The sequence below is a fragment of the Fulvimarina thalattae genome (assembly GCF_040239565.1).
Classification (GTDB): domain Bacteria; phylum Pseudomonadota; class Alphaproteobacteria; order Rhizobiales; family Rhizobiaceae; genus Fulvimarina.
The window spans coordinates 589,382-602,696 of sequence record NZ_JBEHWS010000001.1 but is presented as its reverse complement, the minus strand read 5'-3'; the positions used below and the strand labels follow the sequence as shown (position 1 = coordinate 602,696).

Below are 13,315 nucleotides of genomic sequence, written 5' to 3'. Positions count from 1 at the left end.
CGCACTTCCGTGGCATCAGCTTGCGACGATGAATGACGTCAATGTTTCTCGATCAGGCTTGTCGCCTTTCGCCGAGACGTGTGAGCGATGGCTTGCGCGAATTTCGCCCGTTGGGCCGGTCGAGACCGCGTTGAACGAAGCGCTGGGCGGGGTCATCGCGGAACCCGCGCGCGGCGTGCGCGCTCTGCCTGAGGTGGACCGTGCCGCACTCGACGGCTGGGCACTGGCATCCAGAGATCTCGTCTCGGCTTCGGCCTACGCGCCCGCCATGCTGACATCGCCGCCGACCTTCCTCGCGGTCGGCGATCCGATACCCAGGGGCTGCGACTGCGTGGTCGAAGGCAAGTTCGTCTCGATCGAGGGACCACTCGCCGAGGTTCGGATTTCAGCCGCACCCGGCGACGGCGTTTTGCGCGTTGGCGACGATGTCGCGGAGGGGACGGCGCTGTTTCGGACAGGTGAAATCGTCGATGCATCCGTCGTTGCTCTCGCCAAGGCTGCATGGCTGACGCATCTCACGATACGCCGCCCGTCGGTTCAGCTGATCGATGTTTCTGATCAGGCCGAAACGGGACCGACCACGACCATCATCGACTCCCTGATCGAAAAGGCTGGTGGCCGCGTCATCATCGGCCGCGCGCCCCGCGAAATCGACGGGCTGACCGAGAGCTTAAAGGGAGCCAAAGCCGATTTCATCGTCTCCGTCGGCGGGACCGGTGACGGCCAGGACGACATCGCAGCCGAAGCCATTCGGCAGGCCGGAACCCTCGACGCCCATCGCCTCGCCGTCCATCCCGGCATGACGACGGCGCTCGGCACCGTGGGTCCAATGCCCGTCGTCGCCCTCTCCGGCCGCACGCCGGATGCTTTCGCCGTCGCTCTGACGCTTGTCCTTCCGGCTATCAGGAGCCTTTCCGGCGCGCCGGAGCCCGAGACGCTATCCCTCACCCTCACCCGCAAGATCACGTCGCAGATCGGCTTCGCCGAACTCGCATTGCTCCAGCGCGAAAGCTCTTTGGCCAAACCACTCGCCGTCGGCAGCCTTTCTCTTTCCGCGCTGACTGAGTTCAATACCTGGTTTCTCATCCCTGCCGCGTCCGAAGGTCATTCTGCAGGTACAACGATTGACGCCTACAGCTTTGGAGCCCGCTCGTGAGCGCCACCTCCGGCACCCGAAGAGCCATTTCACAATCGCAGTTCCTTACCATCCTCTCTCGCGAGGAGGCGCTGGAGCGCTTTGAGGCCGCCCTCTTCCCGCGCGATCTACCGACGGAAACCGTCTCGCTCGACAACGCCCTTAACCGGGTCCTCGCCGAGGACGTCACCGCTCCGCGCGACGTGCCGGGCTTCGACCGCGCCAATGTCGATGGTTTTGCCGTTCGGGCCGAGGACCTGACGCATGCCGGCCCGATGCGGCCTGCCACGCTCGAACTCAACGACGAGGTTCTGGCCTGCGGCGTCGCGCCTCGACTCCCTGTCACACCAGGCACCGCGACCCCGATCTCCACCGGAGGCGTGATCCCGCGCGGCGCCGATGCGGTGCTCATGCTGGAACACACCGAGCCATTGGACGAGGCCTGCATCGAGGTCCGCCGCTCCCTCGCGCCCGGCCGCTTCATCGCATTCGCCGGTTCCGATCTCGCGCGCGGCGAAACCTTCCTCCGCGCAGGCGCGCGCATCGGCCCGCCCGAGATCGGCATGATGGCCGCCTGCGGCATCGATCGTGTGATGGTGACGCGAAAACCTTCGGTCGCGGTCATCTCCACGGGAGACGAACTCGTTCAGCCCGGCGAGAAAGCCGGCCCCGCTCAGGTCCACGACGCCAACGGCGCAATCGTCTGCGCCACGATCCGCGAGAACGGTTCGGATGCCCACTTTGTCGGTGCGTACCCTGATGTGGAGATCCAGCTCGAAACCGCCATGCGCGACGCACTCGCGCGGCACGACATGCTGGTACTCTCCGGCGGCACGTCCAAAGGGGCAGGCGATGTCACCTACCGCATCCTCGAACGTCTGGGCGAGCCCGGCGTGATCGCACACGGCGTCGCGCTCAAACCCGGCAAGCCTCTTTGCCTCGCCGTCTGCGATGGCAAGCCTGTCGTCGTCCTGCCGGGCTTCCCGACCTCCGCGATCTTCACATTTCAGGATATGGTCGTGCCGGTGCTCCGCCGCCTCGCCGGCCTGCCGCCGCGCTCAGATGCGTCCGTGTCAGCACGGGTCGCCGTCCAAATCCCTTCCGAGCTCGGCCGCGCCGAATTCGCAATGGTATCTCTGGTGCGCGGTGAGGATGGTCTCGTCGCCTATCCGACCGGCAAGGGCTCGGGAGCGATCACCTCCTTCACCCAGGCCGACGGCTTCGTGCGCATCGATCCGCTCGCCGACGAATGGCCCGCCGGCAAGACCGCAGAGGTCTCGCTGTTTTCGCCAAAGCTCCAGCTTCCTGATCTCGTCGTGATCGGCAGCCATTGCACTGGTCTCGACCGCATCCTGAGCCTGCTTGCGCGCGAGACGATCGGCGCGCGGTCGATTGCCATCGGCAGTCTCGGCGGCTTGCAGGCGGTTAAACGCGGCGAATGCGATCTCGCACCGATCCATCTCCTCGACGAGAAGACAGGGCGTTACAACAGCCCCTTCCTCGGCGACGGGATGGAGCTGATCACCGGCTGGCGGCGCATGCAGGGCCTCGTCTTCCGCAAGGGCGACCCACGCTTCGAAGGCAAGAGACTCGAAGACGCGCTTCAGGCTGCCCTTGCCGATCCCGACTGTCTGGTGGTCAACCGCAACGCCGGCTCAGGCACTCGCATCCTTCTCGACGGCCTCCTCAAGGGCGCACGCCCGGCCGGTTACTCCAACCAGCCGCGCTCCCACAACGCGGTTGCCGTCGCTGTCGCGCAACAACGGGCCGACTGGGGCATGACGATCGCGCCGGTGGCAGAGGCCTCAGGCCTCGGTTTCCTGCCGGTCGCCGAGGAGCACTACGATTTTGCGCTTCGCTCGAGCAGAAGAGACCGTCCGGCGGTCCAGCGATTTGTCGAAATGCTCCAGTCGGATGAGGGCCGTGAAGCACTTCGCAAAGCCGGTTTCGATCCGGCCATCTGAACCGGGTTCAACGCGCGCTGAGGGTTGGCTCTTTATCGCCCAGTTTCCCCGCTCGATGAGTCCATGGCGAAAGGCTGGAGAGAGCCCTTATTCTTTGCTAGGCCGCAGATAGAACAGACTTTCTCAGAACCGAGCTAACCACCCATGGCGCAACTTTCCGACGATTGCTTTGCCTTCGGCGGCCCCATGATGACGGTCGCGGAGGCCGGGTCCCTAATCCGCGAGCGCCTTCAACCGCTCGGCGAAAGCGAAATCGTCGCGATCGAGGAGGCCGATGGCCGCATCCTCGCCGAAGACCTCGCCGCCCCTCTCGATCTGCCGCCCTTCGCCAATTCCGCCGTCGATGGCTATGCGATCAATGGAGCTTCGATCCCCAGGGAGGGTGAAACCACTCTCACGATTTCGACTCGCATCCAGGCGGGCACGGCGCCCGGTCGTCTCGGTTCGGGAAGCGCAGCGCGTATCTTCACCGGTGCGCCGATGCCGGACGACGCCGACACGGTCTATATGCAGGAGGATGTCCGGCTGGAGGGCAGAGACCAGGTTTGCCTGCCGGCGGGGCTGAAGCGCGGCGCCAATACCCGTCCTGCCGGTGAAGATGTCGCGCGAGGGCGGACGATCCTGTTTGCCGGGCGGCGCTTGCGCCCTCAGGATATCGCGCTGGCGGCAGCTTTCGGTCTGACGCATCTGTCCGTTCGCGCGCGGGTGCGGGTCGCGGTCTTTTCCACCGGCAACGAACTCGTCGAGCCGGGTGAGACACGCGGCCATGCCCAGGCCTACGACTCCAACCGAGCAATGCTTGTAGCCATGGCCAGGCGGCTCGGAGCCAAGATCACCGATCTCGGCATCCTGCGGGACGACCCTGCCGTGATCGCGGCAGCATTGAGCGAAGCGGCGCAGGAGCACGATCTGATCCTAACCTCGGGCGGCGTCTCCACAGGCGAAGCGGATTTCGTGAAGGAGGCGGTGGAGGAGACCGGCTCGCTCACGGCCTGGCGCATCGCCATCAAGCCAGGTCGGCCGGTCGCGATGGGCGTCGTCTCGGGTACGCCCCTCATCGGCCTGCCGGGCAATCCGGTGGCGAGCTTCGTGACCTTCGCTCATGTGGCGCGGCCCGCCATTCTTGCGCTCGGTGGCGGCGAAATTCCATCGACACTCGCCTTTCCGCTGCGCGCCGCCTTCGCCTATCGCAAGAAAAAAGACCGCCGCGAATATGTGCGAGCAAGTCTCAGCACCGGGGCGGACGGCTTGCCGGAAGCCGCGAAGTTTCCCCGCGAAGGAGCCGGCCTCATCTCGTCCCTCGTCGGCACCAACGGTCTCGTCGAATTGCCCGAGGATGTGACAGAGGTGGCGGAAGGCGACATCGTCGCCTTCATCCCCTACGAGACGCTGTTCTGAAGCCCTACTCGAAAACGATCGAAGGCGTGCTCACCATGCCGCGCTCTTCCTCTACGCGCTGCCAGGCCTTGGAGGCGATGTCACGGTAGATCGTGGCGTGCGGCCCGTCCTTATCGGCGACGACCACCGGCGTCCCGCCGTCTGAAGTCTCGCGGATGCGCATATCGAGCGGGATTTCGCCCAGGAACGGCACGCCGATCCGTTCGGCCTCGCGCTTTGCCCCGCCATGGCCGAAGATGTCGTGCCGTCCGCCGCAGTCCGGGCAGAGGAAGTAGCTCATATTCTCGACGATCCCAAGAATCGGCACGTCCACCTTGCGGAACATGGCGAGACCCTTGCGGGCATCGATCAGCGCCAGATCCTGCGGCGTCGAGACGATCACCGCGCCGGCGAGCGGCACGTTCTGCGCCATCGTCAGCTGGGCATCGCCCGTGCCCGGCGGCATATCGACGACGAGGACGTCGAGCTCGCCCCATTCCACCTCGCGCAGCATCTGGGTGATCGCCGAGATCACCATCGGCCCCCGCCAGATCATCGGCGTTTCCTCGTCGACGAGGAAGCCCATGGACATGACCTTGATGTCATAGGCCTCCATCGGCCGGATGATGCGCCCGGAAACCGGCTGCGGACGGCCGGAAATGTGGAGGAGGCGCGGCATCGAAGGCCCGTAGATATCGGCGTCCAGAATACCGACCTTGAGCCCGTTCGCGGCCAGTCCCAGCGCGAGATTGACGGAAGTCGTCGACTTGCCGACGCCGCCCTTGCCCGAGGCGACGGCGATGATCGCGTTGATCCCCGGCACATCCGCCTTTTCCGGTGTCGGCGTCGCGGCCTGTGCCCGCTTCGCCATGGGCGGCGGCACGGCGGCGGCCTGATCGCGGTTGGGAGCCGGACGCACCGGCTGGGCGGGCGCACGCGAAGCGCCCGAGCCGGAAGCCTTCGCCTCGGCGGTCAGCGCGACCACGGCCTTCTCGACGCCCTCGACGGTCATCGCCGCCTTTTCTGCGGCGACCCGCAGGGGCTCCAGCTCTTCGGCCCGGTCGGCTGGCACCGTCAGAGAAAAGAACACCTTGCCGTCGCTGGCGAAGATTTCCGACACCAGCCCGAGATCGACGATATTACCCGTCAGATCCGGCCCCTTCACGCGGCGTAGCTGCTCGCGAATCTTATCCTTGTCGATGGCCAATCTTCATGTCCCACTCGTCATCTCGGGTCGCGGTGCCTCCTTCTGAAGGTTAGAGTCCGCGTATCCGAGGGGTGTATTTCGGCGCATTACGGCCCTGCCGCTGTCGCCTCGGTCGAGCCGTCTGATAAGGCATTCAAAGCCATGACGCCAATGGCTCCGTCACCGATCCTTTTCGGAGCCCCAAACGAGGACGAAAATTCATGACATCCCGTTCCAACGGCAATCAGGACCCTGAAGCGACGGTACCGAAGCCCATGTCGGGGGAAGCCTTCGTGCGTCTCGCCGACCGCTTCATCGACATCGCCAACCGGGCCAACAAGAAGCAGCCTGCGACCGATATCCACATGGCGTTTCTCTATGGCGCGGCCCGCTATAACGCCTTCGTCGCCCGAAATGTCCGCGAGGTCAGCGACGACGAGGCATTCGTGGAAGAAATGGCCGGCATCTACAAGGAGATGCTGCGTAATCATTTGGCCGACCCGGAGGTGTGAGAGCCCGGAGTTACCCCTCCAGCCTCCGCCGCAACGATACGCGCCGGCGCACTGGCGTCTCCTCTTCGATCGGCTCGGGCCCGTCCGCCGCTTCTTCGGCGGTTTCCTGCGCCACCGCCTCGGTGACAGGCTCCGCTTCGCTCGCATCGGCGGACACCACCACTGGCTCGATTTCAACCGACTGAGCATCAGCCGCACCGGCCTCTTCGGCGAACTCGACTTCCGCCACCTTCTCCACCGATTGAGCTTCCGCGATCACCTCGGCCGGTTCGGCCTCGTCAGCCAGTTTCGGCGCGTCATCCTCGACCCGCAGCCGCCCCGTCAGGCGCTGGGCCTGTTGTTCGGCCTCGCTCAGGAACCCCCGGCCAGCCTTCCAGATCGACTTGTAGACATTGTGCGCCGGATTGCGGAAATCCTCATCGTAGTCGTTCAGCCCGTCGAGATTGGCGAAGACCGGGTTGGTCGTCCACAATTTGCGCATCGCCTGTCGCTTCAGTAGATGCGGCACGCCCTTCTTGAAGAAGGCCGAAAAATCGTCGCCCTTGGCAAGCGCATCGATGTCGATCGCCTCCGCCTCCAGCCGGTTGCGCTCCATCTCGGCGAGCTCTTCGGCCTCCCGCGTGGCCTGCGCCTCGGCCTCGGCAAGCGCCACCGGATCGTCGGCGATCTCCTCACCCGCAACGGCCTCCGCCTCAGCCTCTTCTTCCGCGACGGCGCGCTTTCGCCGCGACCAGCGCGACAGGAAGCTGCCTTCCGCATCCCGCTCAGCCATTGGACTGCCCTTCGCCGCCCTCACTGCTCACGGACGAGCCCGGGCGCTCGAAGATCGGCTCCTTGCCGAACAGCTGCTCCTCCACGTCCACCTTGTCGCGGCGGCGCTTCTTGAAGACCTCTTCCGTGTGGTGCCTGTTGCAGAAGTCTTTCAGAACGCTCTCGATCTCAGGCGGCATGGCGACGCGCTCGACGATATCCTCGCCGCTGTCGTCGAGATCCTGCGCCAGATAGGGCGAGGCCGTCACCACATGCACGAACCAGGGCAGCGGATGATCCGGGCTCGTCGTGCGCCGTAGCGCCACGAAGAGCGCTGGCACCGTCGCGTTGAAGTTATGGACGTAGGCTTCGGTTTCGGTCGCGTGGAAGTTCAGTTCGTGAACGCCCATGAAATAGCGCGTACGATCCTCGTCGCGCATGATTTCGTGGCCGATCGAAAAACCATCCGAGGCCGGCATCACGCCCACGGGAAGCCAGATTTCCTTCACCCAACGCGACTTGGCACGGCGCTTTTCGGCGAGAACACCCAGCTTGATCGTCATTTCGCGGGACAATGGCGGCCATTCCTTTCGCTGCGGCATCCGAACATGTTGACCGGACACCATTTTTTCCTCGCCATTTCTAGGTTAAATCCGTTCTAAAGTCAGCCGGGGCCGCGCTGCTTCTCGTCTCGTGAGTAAGAGCCGGCTTTGAAAAGCATCAAGGGACAATCGTCACATGGCATCGACCGCTCGCCGGGTTCTCGTCTGCAATTGCGAAAAGTCGATGAGCGTCGATGGTGCCGCCATCGGGCGCGCGCTCGGCGGTGAAGCGCTCACCGTCCACACCCATCTCTGCCGCTCCGGGATAGCTGCCTTCGAAAGCGCGATCGCCTCGGATGACGAGGTGATGGTCGCCTGCACGCAGGAAAGCCCGCTCTTTGCCGAGATCGCCGAGGAGCAGGAACGCAGCGTCGCCCGCTTCTTCAATATCCGCGAGGCGGCCGGCTGGACGGCCGACAAGCGCAATGTTTCGCCCAAGATGGCCGCCATCACGGCCGCGGCCACCATCGAAGGCAAGCCCGCGCGGCTCAGAACCGTCGAAAGCGACGGTCTCTGTCTTCTCATCGGCAAGGGCCAGGCCGCGCTCGATGCCGCGCAGCTTCTCAACCGCGATCTTTCGGTTACGCTCCTCCTCGCCGATGCGGACGACGTCATCCTGCCGGAAGTGCTCGATTTCCCCATCTTCAAGGGCAAGGTCACGGCGGCAAGCGGCTCGCTCGGCGGCTTCGAGGTCACCGTCGACAACTATGCGGCGATGCTGCCCTCCTCGCGCGGCGCACCGCAGTTCACCCTGCCCCGCAACGGCGCGAAATCGACCTGCAGCGTCATCGTCGACATCAGCGGCGAGACGCCGCTCTTTGCCCGCCCCGAGGGCCGCGACGGCTATCTGCGGGCCGATCCGCGCGATCCGGCCGCCGTCATGCGCACAATCTTCGAGGCAAGCGCCTTCGAGGGCGAATTCGAAAAGCCGATCTACGTCACCTACGACGCCTCGATCTGCGCCCATGAGCGTTCGCGGAAGACCGGCTGCACCAAATGCATCGATGCCTGTCCGCCCGGCGCCATCACGCCGGCCGGCGACGAGGTGCTGATCGACACCGCGATCTGCGGCGGCTGCGGCAACTGCGCTGCGCACTGCCCCACCGGCGCGGTCTCCTACACCTACCCCCAGCGCGCGCAGTTCGTCGAGCAGGTTCAGACGCTGGCGCGCACCTATCTCGCCGAAGGTGGCACGGAGCCGGTACTTCTCCTTCACGACGAACGCCACGGCCAGGAGCTGATCAACGCCATGGCACGGCTCGGGCGAGGCCTGCCAGTCAACGTCCTGCCGCTTCCACAACACTCCACCACCGGCGTCGGCCACGACCTGATGGTGGCCGCGCTGGGGGCCGGCTTCCGCTCCATCTTCATTCTCATCGATCCTCGCCGGGGCGATGAAATCACGGCCATGGGGGAGGAGATCGCCCTCGTCGATGCGCTCCTTTCAGGCCTCGGCCATGGCGCAGGCCGCGTACGCGTCGTCGAAGAGCGCGATCCGGACGCCGTGGAGGCGCTCCTCTACGAAAAGGTCACCGCACCGGAAATCGCCCGCGGCTCTATCTTCGCGAAAGGCTCCAAGCGCGACGTCGCCCGCACCGGCATCCAGCAGCTCGCAGACGCCGGATCGCGGCAGGGCGATCTTATCGAACTTCCCGAAAGCGCGCCCTATGGTACGCTCCATGTGGACAAGAACGCCTGCACGCTCTGCATGGCGTGCGTTTCGGCGTGCCCGGTCGACGCCCTGCGGGCAAATCCGGACAAGCCGGAGCTGCGCTTCGTGGAATCGGCCTGCGTCCAGTGCGGCATCTGCTCGGCCACCTGCCCGGAAACCGCGATCACGCTGGAAGCGCGCTACAACTTCTCGACCGAGGTCATGCGCCCCGTCACGCTCAACGAGGACGAGCCGGCCGAATGCATCAGCTGCGGTAAGCCCTTCGTGGCGCGCGGCATGCTGGAGCGGGTGTCGAAGACCCTCGCCGGCAAGCACTGGATGTTCCAGACCGAAGAGCGGAAGGAGCTCCTGCGCATGTGCGACAGCTGCCGGCTGGAGGCACTCGCCGCCGATGGCGGCGATCCCTTCGTCATCGCCCACCGCTCGCGCCCACGCACGACGGAGGACTACATCGCGGCCGAGAAAAAGGGGCTGACGGTCGAGGACTTCTTCTCGGATGATTGAGACGCCGGGCCTCAGGTTTGGGCAATCGCGTCGGTAGCTTACAAAAGTCAGCCGGGAGCAAAGCTTCGATCGCGCCCTTCACGGGCGAGATCAGGCTCGCTGAAATCCCTCACCTACTCCTGAAGAACCTGCTCTTGCGCTCTGTCGCCGGTATTTCTGTCTTGGCCGCGCGCAGCGCAGGTCGCTTCGATGTCCTTGCGCGCAGATTCGCCTGCCTCGGCAGTCATCAGCTCCTGCTCCACCAGCCGGTCGATGTTTTGCGACCGGTTCTCGATGCAGGTCTGGATGTCGCTCGAAACCGTATAGGCCTGAAGGTCCTCGGCGCGTTCCGACACCGTCTCGACCCAAGGCTCGGCATTCAGCCAGACGAAGGCCGCGATCAGCACCAGCACCACGGCGAGCGCCAGCGCGACGAGGCGCATCATGCCGGAATTGACGAGTTTCTTCGACGTCGCGGCCATGGGCCCCTCCCAGTTCAGTTCCTGAATGCTTTCAGCGGTAGATTGGTCAGAAGATTTTGCGGCTTGCAACGCACCGTCCGGTCCGGCGTCATCGCCAGCCCCAGATAGACCGGCTTGCCGCGCATCGTATCGACGACGCGGGTCTGGTCCAGAATTTCCATGCGGAACAGCGCGACGAAGCGTGAACCGGCATCCTCGTCCACGCTTTCGCCATTGTAGAGCGCGTTCAGCAGCTGCGTCGCCACCGCATCGAGCCCGATATGCCAGGACCACCGGCTGTCGGCGATCGACTGCATGGCCTGAACACGAACCGGCAGCTGGAAGAAATGCGTCACCCAGCGCTCGATGATACGGGCGAATGCATCCTGTCCCGGTTGCGTGAACCGGAAGTCCAGCGCGAAGTTGAAGTGATCCGCGCGCAGGAAATAAGTCTTCGCGGTCTCCTCGGTGAGCACGTCGAGCGTGACGTCCCGCATCGGCGTTCCGGCTTCCGCGAGCAGCGAGCCGAGCCCGCCCATGCCGCGCGACTGGGAATACATCTCCACCACTTCCGCATCCGCTAGGGTGAGCTGCCCGTCCTCGGTCATCACGTTCTGATCGCGAAAGAAGATCTCGCTGGCCCTCAGCACGAAGGGATCGGCCTCACCCATCAGCAGGGAGGAGAGGATCACATGGACGAGCTGTTCGTAGAACACCGGCGGCACACGCGGCGCAACGTTCTGGAAAAGGCCCAGATAACCGGCCTCAAGCGAACCCGCCGCCAGCAGATGATCACGATAGGCAAGAAGCATGCGGTAATTGTCGGCCGTATCCGCATCCGCGATCTCGGCGATCTCGGCCTCCGAAACAGCTACGTCCGGCGTCTCCATCAGCTTCTCGAACAGGCGATGCTCGGCCGCGCAGCTTTCCTCGATCGGATGGATTTCAGGCCGCGTGTAATAGGCGCGCAGAAAATCCGGCGAGACGGCGAGAAAGCCGTTCTCCAGCCGGTGCGTCAGGTGCAGGCCGGCAGACTTCCAGACCGTCGCGCGGCGTGGCTCTTCGCCCATCGATGCAGTCATCGTCGCGCTCATTGTTCAACCATTTTCCGGGCATCGAGCAGCGGGACGAGCTCGGTTCGCTCCCCTGTCTTCACCAGAAGGCCGCCCGCCTCGTCGAGCCCGACAGCCTCGCCCTCGACCGTTCTATCAGCAAGTTCAAGCGACACCGCCCGCGCCTCGTCGGCTTTCCCCCACCAGGCCTGATGGACCGGGCGAAACCCGTCATGCAGCCAGCCGTCGATGCCGGCCAGAAAATGCCGCGCGATCGATTCGATCAGCATGGTGCGATCGAGATCGCCGCAGCCCTCTTCGTAAAGCGCGGTCGACCGCAGGTCCTCGCCCGGCTCGCGCCATCCGCATTCGACGGTATCGAGCAGGAGTTCGAAGCCGACCACGATGCGGTCGGGTATGCTGTCCGCTTCCCAGCCAGGAAAAGCGGCAAACGAGACATGCCCCGTCGCCGCGCCGTTCGCGATGATCGTGCCCGGCCAGCGGAACATCAGCGCCAGATTGGGCGGGCCGATCGCGCCCAGCGCATCGCCGATCGCGACCATCATCACCGGCACCATCTCGATCGCGCGGGAAAGCATATCCTCCGGCTCCAACACGATCGCTGCCGCCGCGCGCGTGGTGGACGTGCTCCAGACGAGATCGCCTGCCGAAAGCCGCCCCGCCTTCGCGGCTTTGCAAGCCTCAGCAAACGGATCCACATCCGCGCCGACAACCCGGCCATCCAGCGCCGGCGGAAATTGCGGATCGGCGAGCACCAGGCCGGGCGCGGAGCCGTCCAATTCGGAACTCGATGTGGTCACAGTCGTGGTCACGGAAGCTGAATGTCACCTTCGACGACATGGTTGAGATCGGCGTTTTCCGCCGTCAGCACCACGCGCACCTTCAGCGGGCCGTTCTCGACCGCGCCGGAGCGTACCAGCTCCTCGATCTCGCGCTGGGAGGTGACGCCCACCTGCTTCAGGAACTTGCGCAGCGACATGTTGAAATTCTCTTCGCTCATGGCGATTCCCCAAGGTTCGTTTCGACGGTCAGATCGAGCCGCTCGCCATCCCGCTCAAGCCGGTAGGCGGTCTTCGCACGATCGGCAAAGAGTGCAAGAGCGGTCAGGTAATCCGGCTGACCTTTGATCTCAAGCGAGTCGATGGCGATCAGAAGATCGCCTTTTTTAAGTCCCGCGGTCGCCTCCGGTGAGCCAGGCGAAACCCGCACCACCTCGGCCTCCGGCGCCCCGATTTCGCCCGGCGCAAGCGTCGGGCGCAGCACAAGTCCTTGAGGCCGCCGGTCGATCCGGCCGTCCTCCATATCCGCAACGACCGCCTTCAGAAGCCGCGCGGAAACGGCGAAGTTTACGCCCAGATTTCCGTCGGACCGCTTGGTGAAGATGGCGCTCGCCATACCGGAAACCCCGTCCTCGCCGGCAAAGAGTGGCGCGCCGGACATGCCGGGATTGATCGCCGCATCGGTCTGTAGAAAATCCTCGACCCGGTTGAACCCGACCCCGCGCCGATGCGCCGCCGAAACGATGCCGCAGGCGAGACTTGGGCCGAGCCCGAAGGCATTGCCGATGACACAGATGTCGGCTCCTGTCTCAGCATCCTCGGCCAGCTGCAAAGGTGGAAGAGCCTCCTCGACTTCTAGATAGGCCATATCGGTATCGGGATCGCGAACCCGGATTTCAGCGGCGACCACCGTCCCATCGGCAAGCCGCAGCCGCGCGGAATTCGCGCGGCCCAGCACATGATCGGCGGTCAGCACATCACGCCCGTCACCGATCGCGAAGCCGGTGCCTTCCGGCTCCTCCTGGTCGATCTGGCTCTTCGGCAGATCGGGCAGCACCGCGACGATCGACGGGCCGAGCCGGTCGGCCAGCCCGCGACGCCACTCCTCTTCCGCGAGCGCCGGCAAAACCCCAAGCCAAAAAGCGCAAAGGCTATAAGCGGCAACCGTGCCGGAAGCCGCTGCGAGAAGCCTCATTGCAGGCGCACATTGTCCGTCGTGTAGGCCTGCTGGGCAGAGGTCTGCAGTTCCTCGTTCAAGAGGAAGCCCGCCCCGAGGGCGATTCCCAGCATGATCACGGCGCTGAGCAAGAACGCATACATC

The 13,315-nt window shown here is 64.8% G+C and carries 14 protein-coding genes; 5 read left to right on the top strand and 9 right to left on the bottom strand.

Features of this window, described 5'->3' with window-relative positions:
• Window positions 1–28: 28 nt before the first annotated feature.
• From ABRA89_RS02840 to ABRA89_RS02830, 3 genes are all read left to right on the top strand, one after another.
• Entirely contained in the window at window positions 29–1,156 is a 1,128-nt protein-coding gene (locus tag ABRA89_RS02840) for a molybdopterin-binding protein (protein ID WP_349939925.1), read from the top strand.
• Window positions 1,153–3,099, top strand: a complete 1,947-nt coding sequence (locus tag ABRA89_RS02835; RefSeq protein WP_349939924.1) for a molybdopterin biosynthesis protein — start codon at window positions 1,153–1,155, stop codon at window positions 3,097–3,099. The genes ABRA89_RS02840 and ABRA89_RS02835 overlap by 4 nt, the downstream gene beginning before the upstream one ends.
• Window positions 3,100–3,243: 144 nt before the next feature.
• Window positions 3,244–4,497 (top strand): molybdopterin molybdotransferase MoeA, encoded by a 1,254-nt coding sequence (locus tag ABRA89_RS02830; RefSeq protein ID WP_349939923.1) that lies wholly within the window; start codon window positions 3,244–3,246, stop codon window positions 4,495–4,497.
• A gap of 4 nt (window positions 4,498–4,501) precedes the next feature.
• Here ABRA89_RS02830 and ABRA89_RS02825 read toward each other — a convergent pair whose 3' ends face one another.
• Window positions 4,502–5,683, bottom strand: coding sequence for an Mrp/NBP35 family ATP-binding protein (locus ABRA89_RS02825; RefSeq protein WP_349939922.1), 1,182 nt, complete (start codon window positions 5,681–5,683; stop codon window positions 4,502–4,504).
• A gap of 200 nt (window positions 5,684–5,883) precedes the next feature.
• Here ABRA89_RS02825 and ABRA89_RS02820 point away from each other — a divergent pair, with 200 nt between their 5' ends.
• Window positions 5,884–6,174 (top strand): DUF3144 domain-containing protein, encoded by a 291-nt coding sequence (locus tag ABRA89_RS02820; RefSeq protein WP_349939921.1) that lies wholly within the window; start codon window positions 5,884–5,886, stop codon window positions 6,172–6,174.
• Window positions 6,175–6,184: 10 nt separating this feature from the next.
• On the opposite strand, the gene ABRA89_RS02815 is transcribed toward ABRA89_RS02820, so the two are convergent.
• The gene (locus tag ABRA89_RS02815; RefSeq protein WP_349939920.1) at window positions 6,185–6,946 is read right to left on the bottom strand and encodes a DUF3306 domain-containing protein; all 762 of its coding nucleotides are present in this window, start codon (window positions 6,944–6,946) and stop codon (window positions 6,185–6,187) included.
• A complete protein-coding gene (locus ABRA89_RS02810; RefSeq protein ID WP_349939919.1) occupies window positions 6,939–7,499 on the bottom strand; it encodes a DUF3305 domain-containing protein in 561 nt (186 codons plus the stop codon). The genes ABRA89_RS02815 and ABRA89_RS02810 overlap by 8 nt, the downstream gene beginning before the upstream one ends.
• 163 nt (window positions 7,500–7,662) lie before the next feature.
• Here ABRA89_RS02810 and ABRA89_RS02805 point away from each other — a divergent pair, with 163 nt between their 5' ends.
• A complete protein-coding gene (locus ABRA89_RS02805) occupies window positions 7,663–9,702 on the top strand; it encodes a 4Fe-4S binding protein (protein WP_349939918.1) in 2,040 nt (679 codons plus the stop codon).
• 113 nt (window positions 9,703–9,815) lie between these two features.
• Here the strand turns inward: ABRA89_RS02805 and ABRA89_RS02800 are convergent, their stop codons facing one another.
• The 6 genes from ABRA89_RS02800 to ABRA89_RS02775 are packed head-to-tail and all read right to left on the bottom strand — an operon-like array spanning window position 9,816 to window position 13,314.
• Window positions 9,816–10,163, bottom strand: coding sequence for a hypothetical protein (locus ABRA89_RS02800; protein WP_349939917.1), 348 nt, complete (start codon window positions 10,161–10,163; stop codon window positions 9,816–9,818).
• 14 nt (window positions 10,164–10,177) lie between these two features.
• Entirely contained in the window at window positions 10,178–11,236 is a 1,059-nt protein-coding gene (locus ABRA89_RS02795) for a DUF6352 family protein (protein ID WP_349939916.1), read from the bottom strand.
• Complete coding sequence (locus ABRA89_RS02790) at window positions 11,233–12,027, bottom strand: biotin/lipoate--protein ligase family protein (protein ID WP_349939915.1); 795 nt, start codon at window positions 12,025–12,027, stop codon at window positions 11,233–11,235. The genes ABRA89_RS02795 and ABRA89_RS02790 overlap by 4 nt, the downstream gene beginning before the upstream one ends.
• Window positions 12,024–12,215: a DUF6494 family protein gene (locus ABRA89_RS02785; protein WP_349939914.1), complete on the bottom strand. Its 192-nt coding sequence runs from the start codon at window positions 12,213–12,215 to the stop codon at window positions 12,024–12,026. The genes ABRA89_RS02790 and ABRA89_RS02785 overlap by 4 nt, the downstream gene beginning before the upstream one ends.
• Window positions 12,212–13,189: a S1C family serine protease gene (locus ABRA89_RS02780; protein WP_349939913.1), complete on the bottom strand. Its 978-nt coding sequence runs from the start codon at window positions 13,187–13,189 to the stop codon at window positions 12,212–12,214. The genes ABRA89_RS02785 and ABRA89_RS02780 overlap by 4 nt, the downstream gene beginning before the upstream one ends.
• Entirely contained in the window at window positions 13,186–13,314 is a 129-nt protein-coding gene (locus ABRA89_RS02775) for a hypothetical protein (protein WP_349939912.1), read from the bottom strand. Before ABRA89_RS02775 ends, ABRA89_RS02780 begins: the two co-directional genes overlap by 4 nt.
• Between the last annotated feature and the right edge of the window lies 1 nt (window position 13,315).

What these genes read in the sequence shown, in the direction of transcription:
- ABRA89_RS02805 (WP_349939918.1), top strand. Translation starts at nt 7,663, where the DNA reads ATGGCATCGACCGCTCGCCGGGTTCTCGTCTGCAATTGCGAAAAGTCG.
- ABRA89_RS02780 (WP_349939913.1), bottom strand. Translation starts at nt 13,189, where the DNA reads ATGAGGCTTCTCGCAGCGGCTTCCGGCACGGTTGCCGCTTATAGCCTT.
- ABRA89_RS02795 (WP_349939916.1), bottom strand. Translation starts at nt 11,236, where the DNA reads ATGAGCGCGACGATGACTGCATCGATGGGCGAAGAGCCACGCCGCGCG.
- ABRA89_RS02820 (WP_349939921.1), top strand. Translation starts at nt 5,884, where the DNA reads ATGACATCCCGTTCCAACGGCAATCAGGACCCTGAAGCGACGGTACCG.
- ABRA89_RS02830 (WP_349939923.1), top strand. Translation starts at nt 3,244, where the DNA reads ATGGCGCAACTTTCCGACGATTGCTTTGCCTTCGGCGGCCCCATGATG.
- ABRA89_RS02785 (WP_349939914.1), bottom strand. Translation starts at nt 12,215, where the DNA reads ATGAGCGAAGAGAATTTCAACATGTCGCTGCGCAAGTTCCTGAAGCAG.
- ABRA89_RS02800 (WP_349939917.1), bottom strand. Translation starts at nt 10,163, where the DNA reads ATGGCCGCGACGTCGAAGAAACTCGTCAATTCCGGCATGATGCGCCTC.
- ABRA89_RS02775 (WP_349939912.1), bottom strand. Translation starts at nt 13,314, where the DNA reads ATGTATGCGTTCTTGCTCAGCGCCGTGATCATGCTGGGAATCGCCCTC.
- ABRA89_RS02840 (WP_349939925.1), top strand. Translation starts at nt 29, where the DNA reads ATGAATGACGTCAATGTTTCTCGATCAGGCTTGTCGCCTTTCGCCGAG.
- ABRA89_RS02815 (WP_349939920.1), bottom strand. Translation starts at nt 6,946, where the DNA reads ATGGCTGAGCGGGATGCGGAAGGCAGCTTCCTGTCGCGCTGGTCGCGG.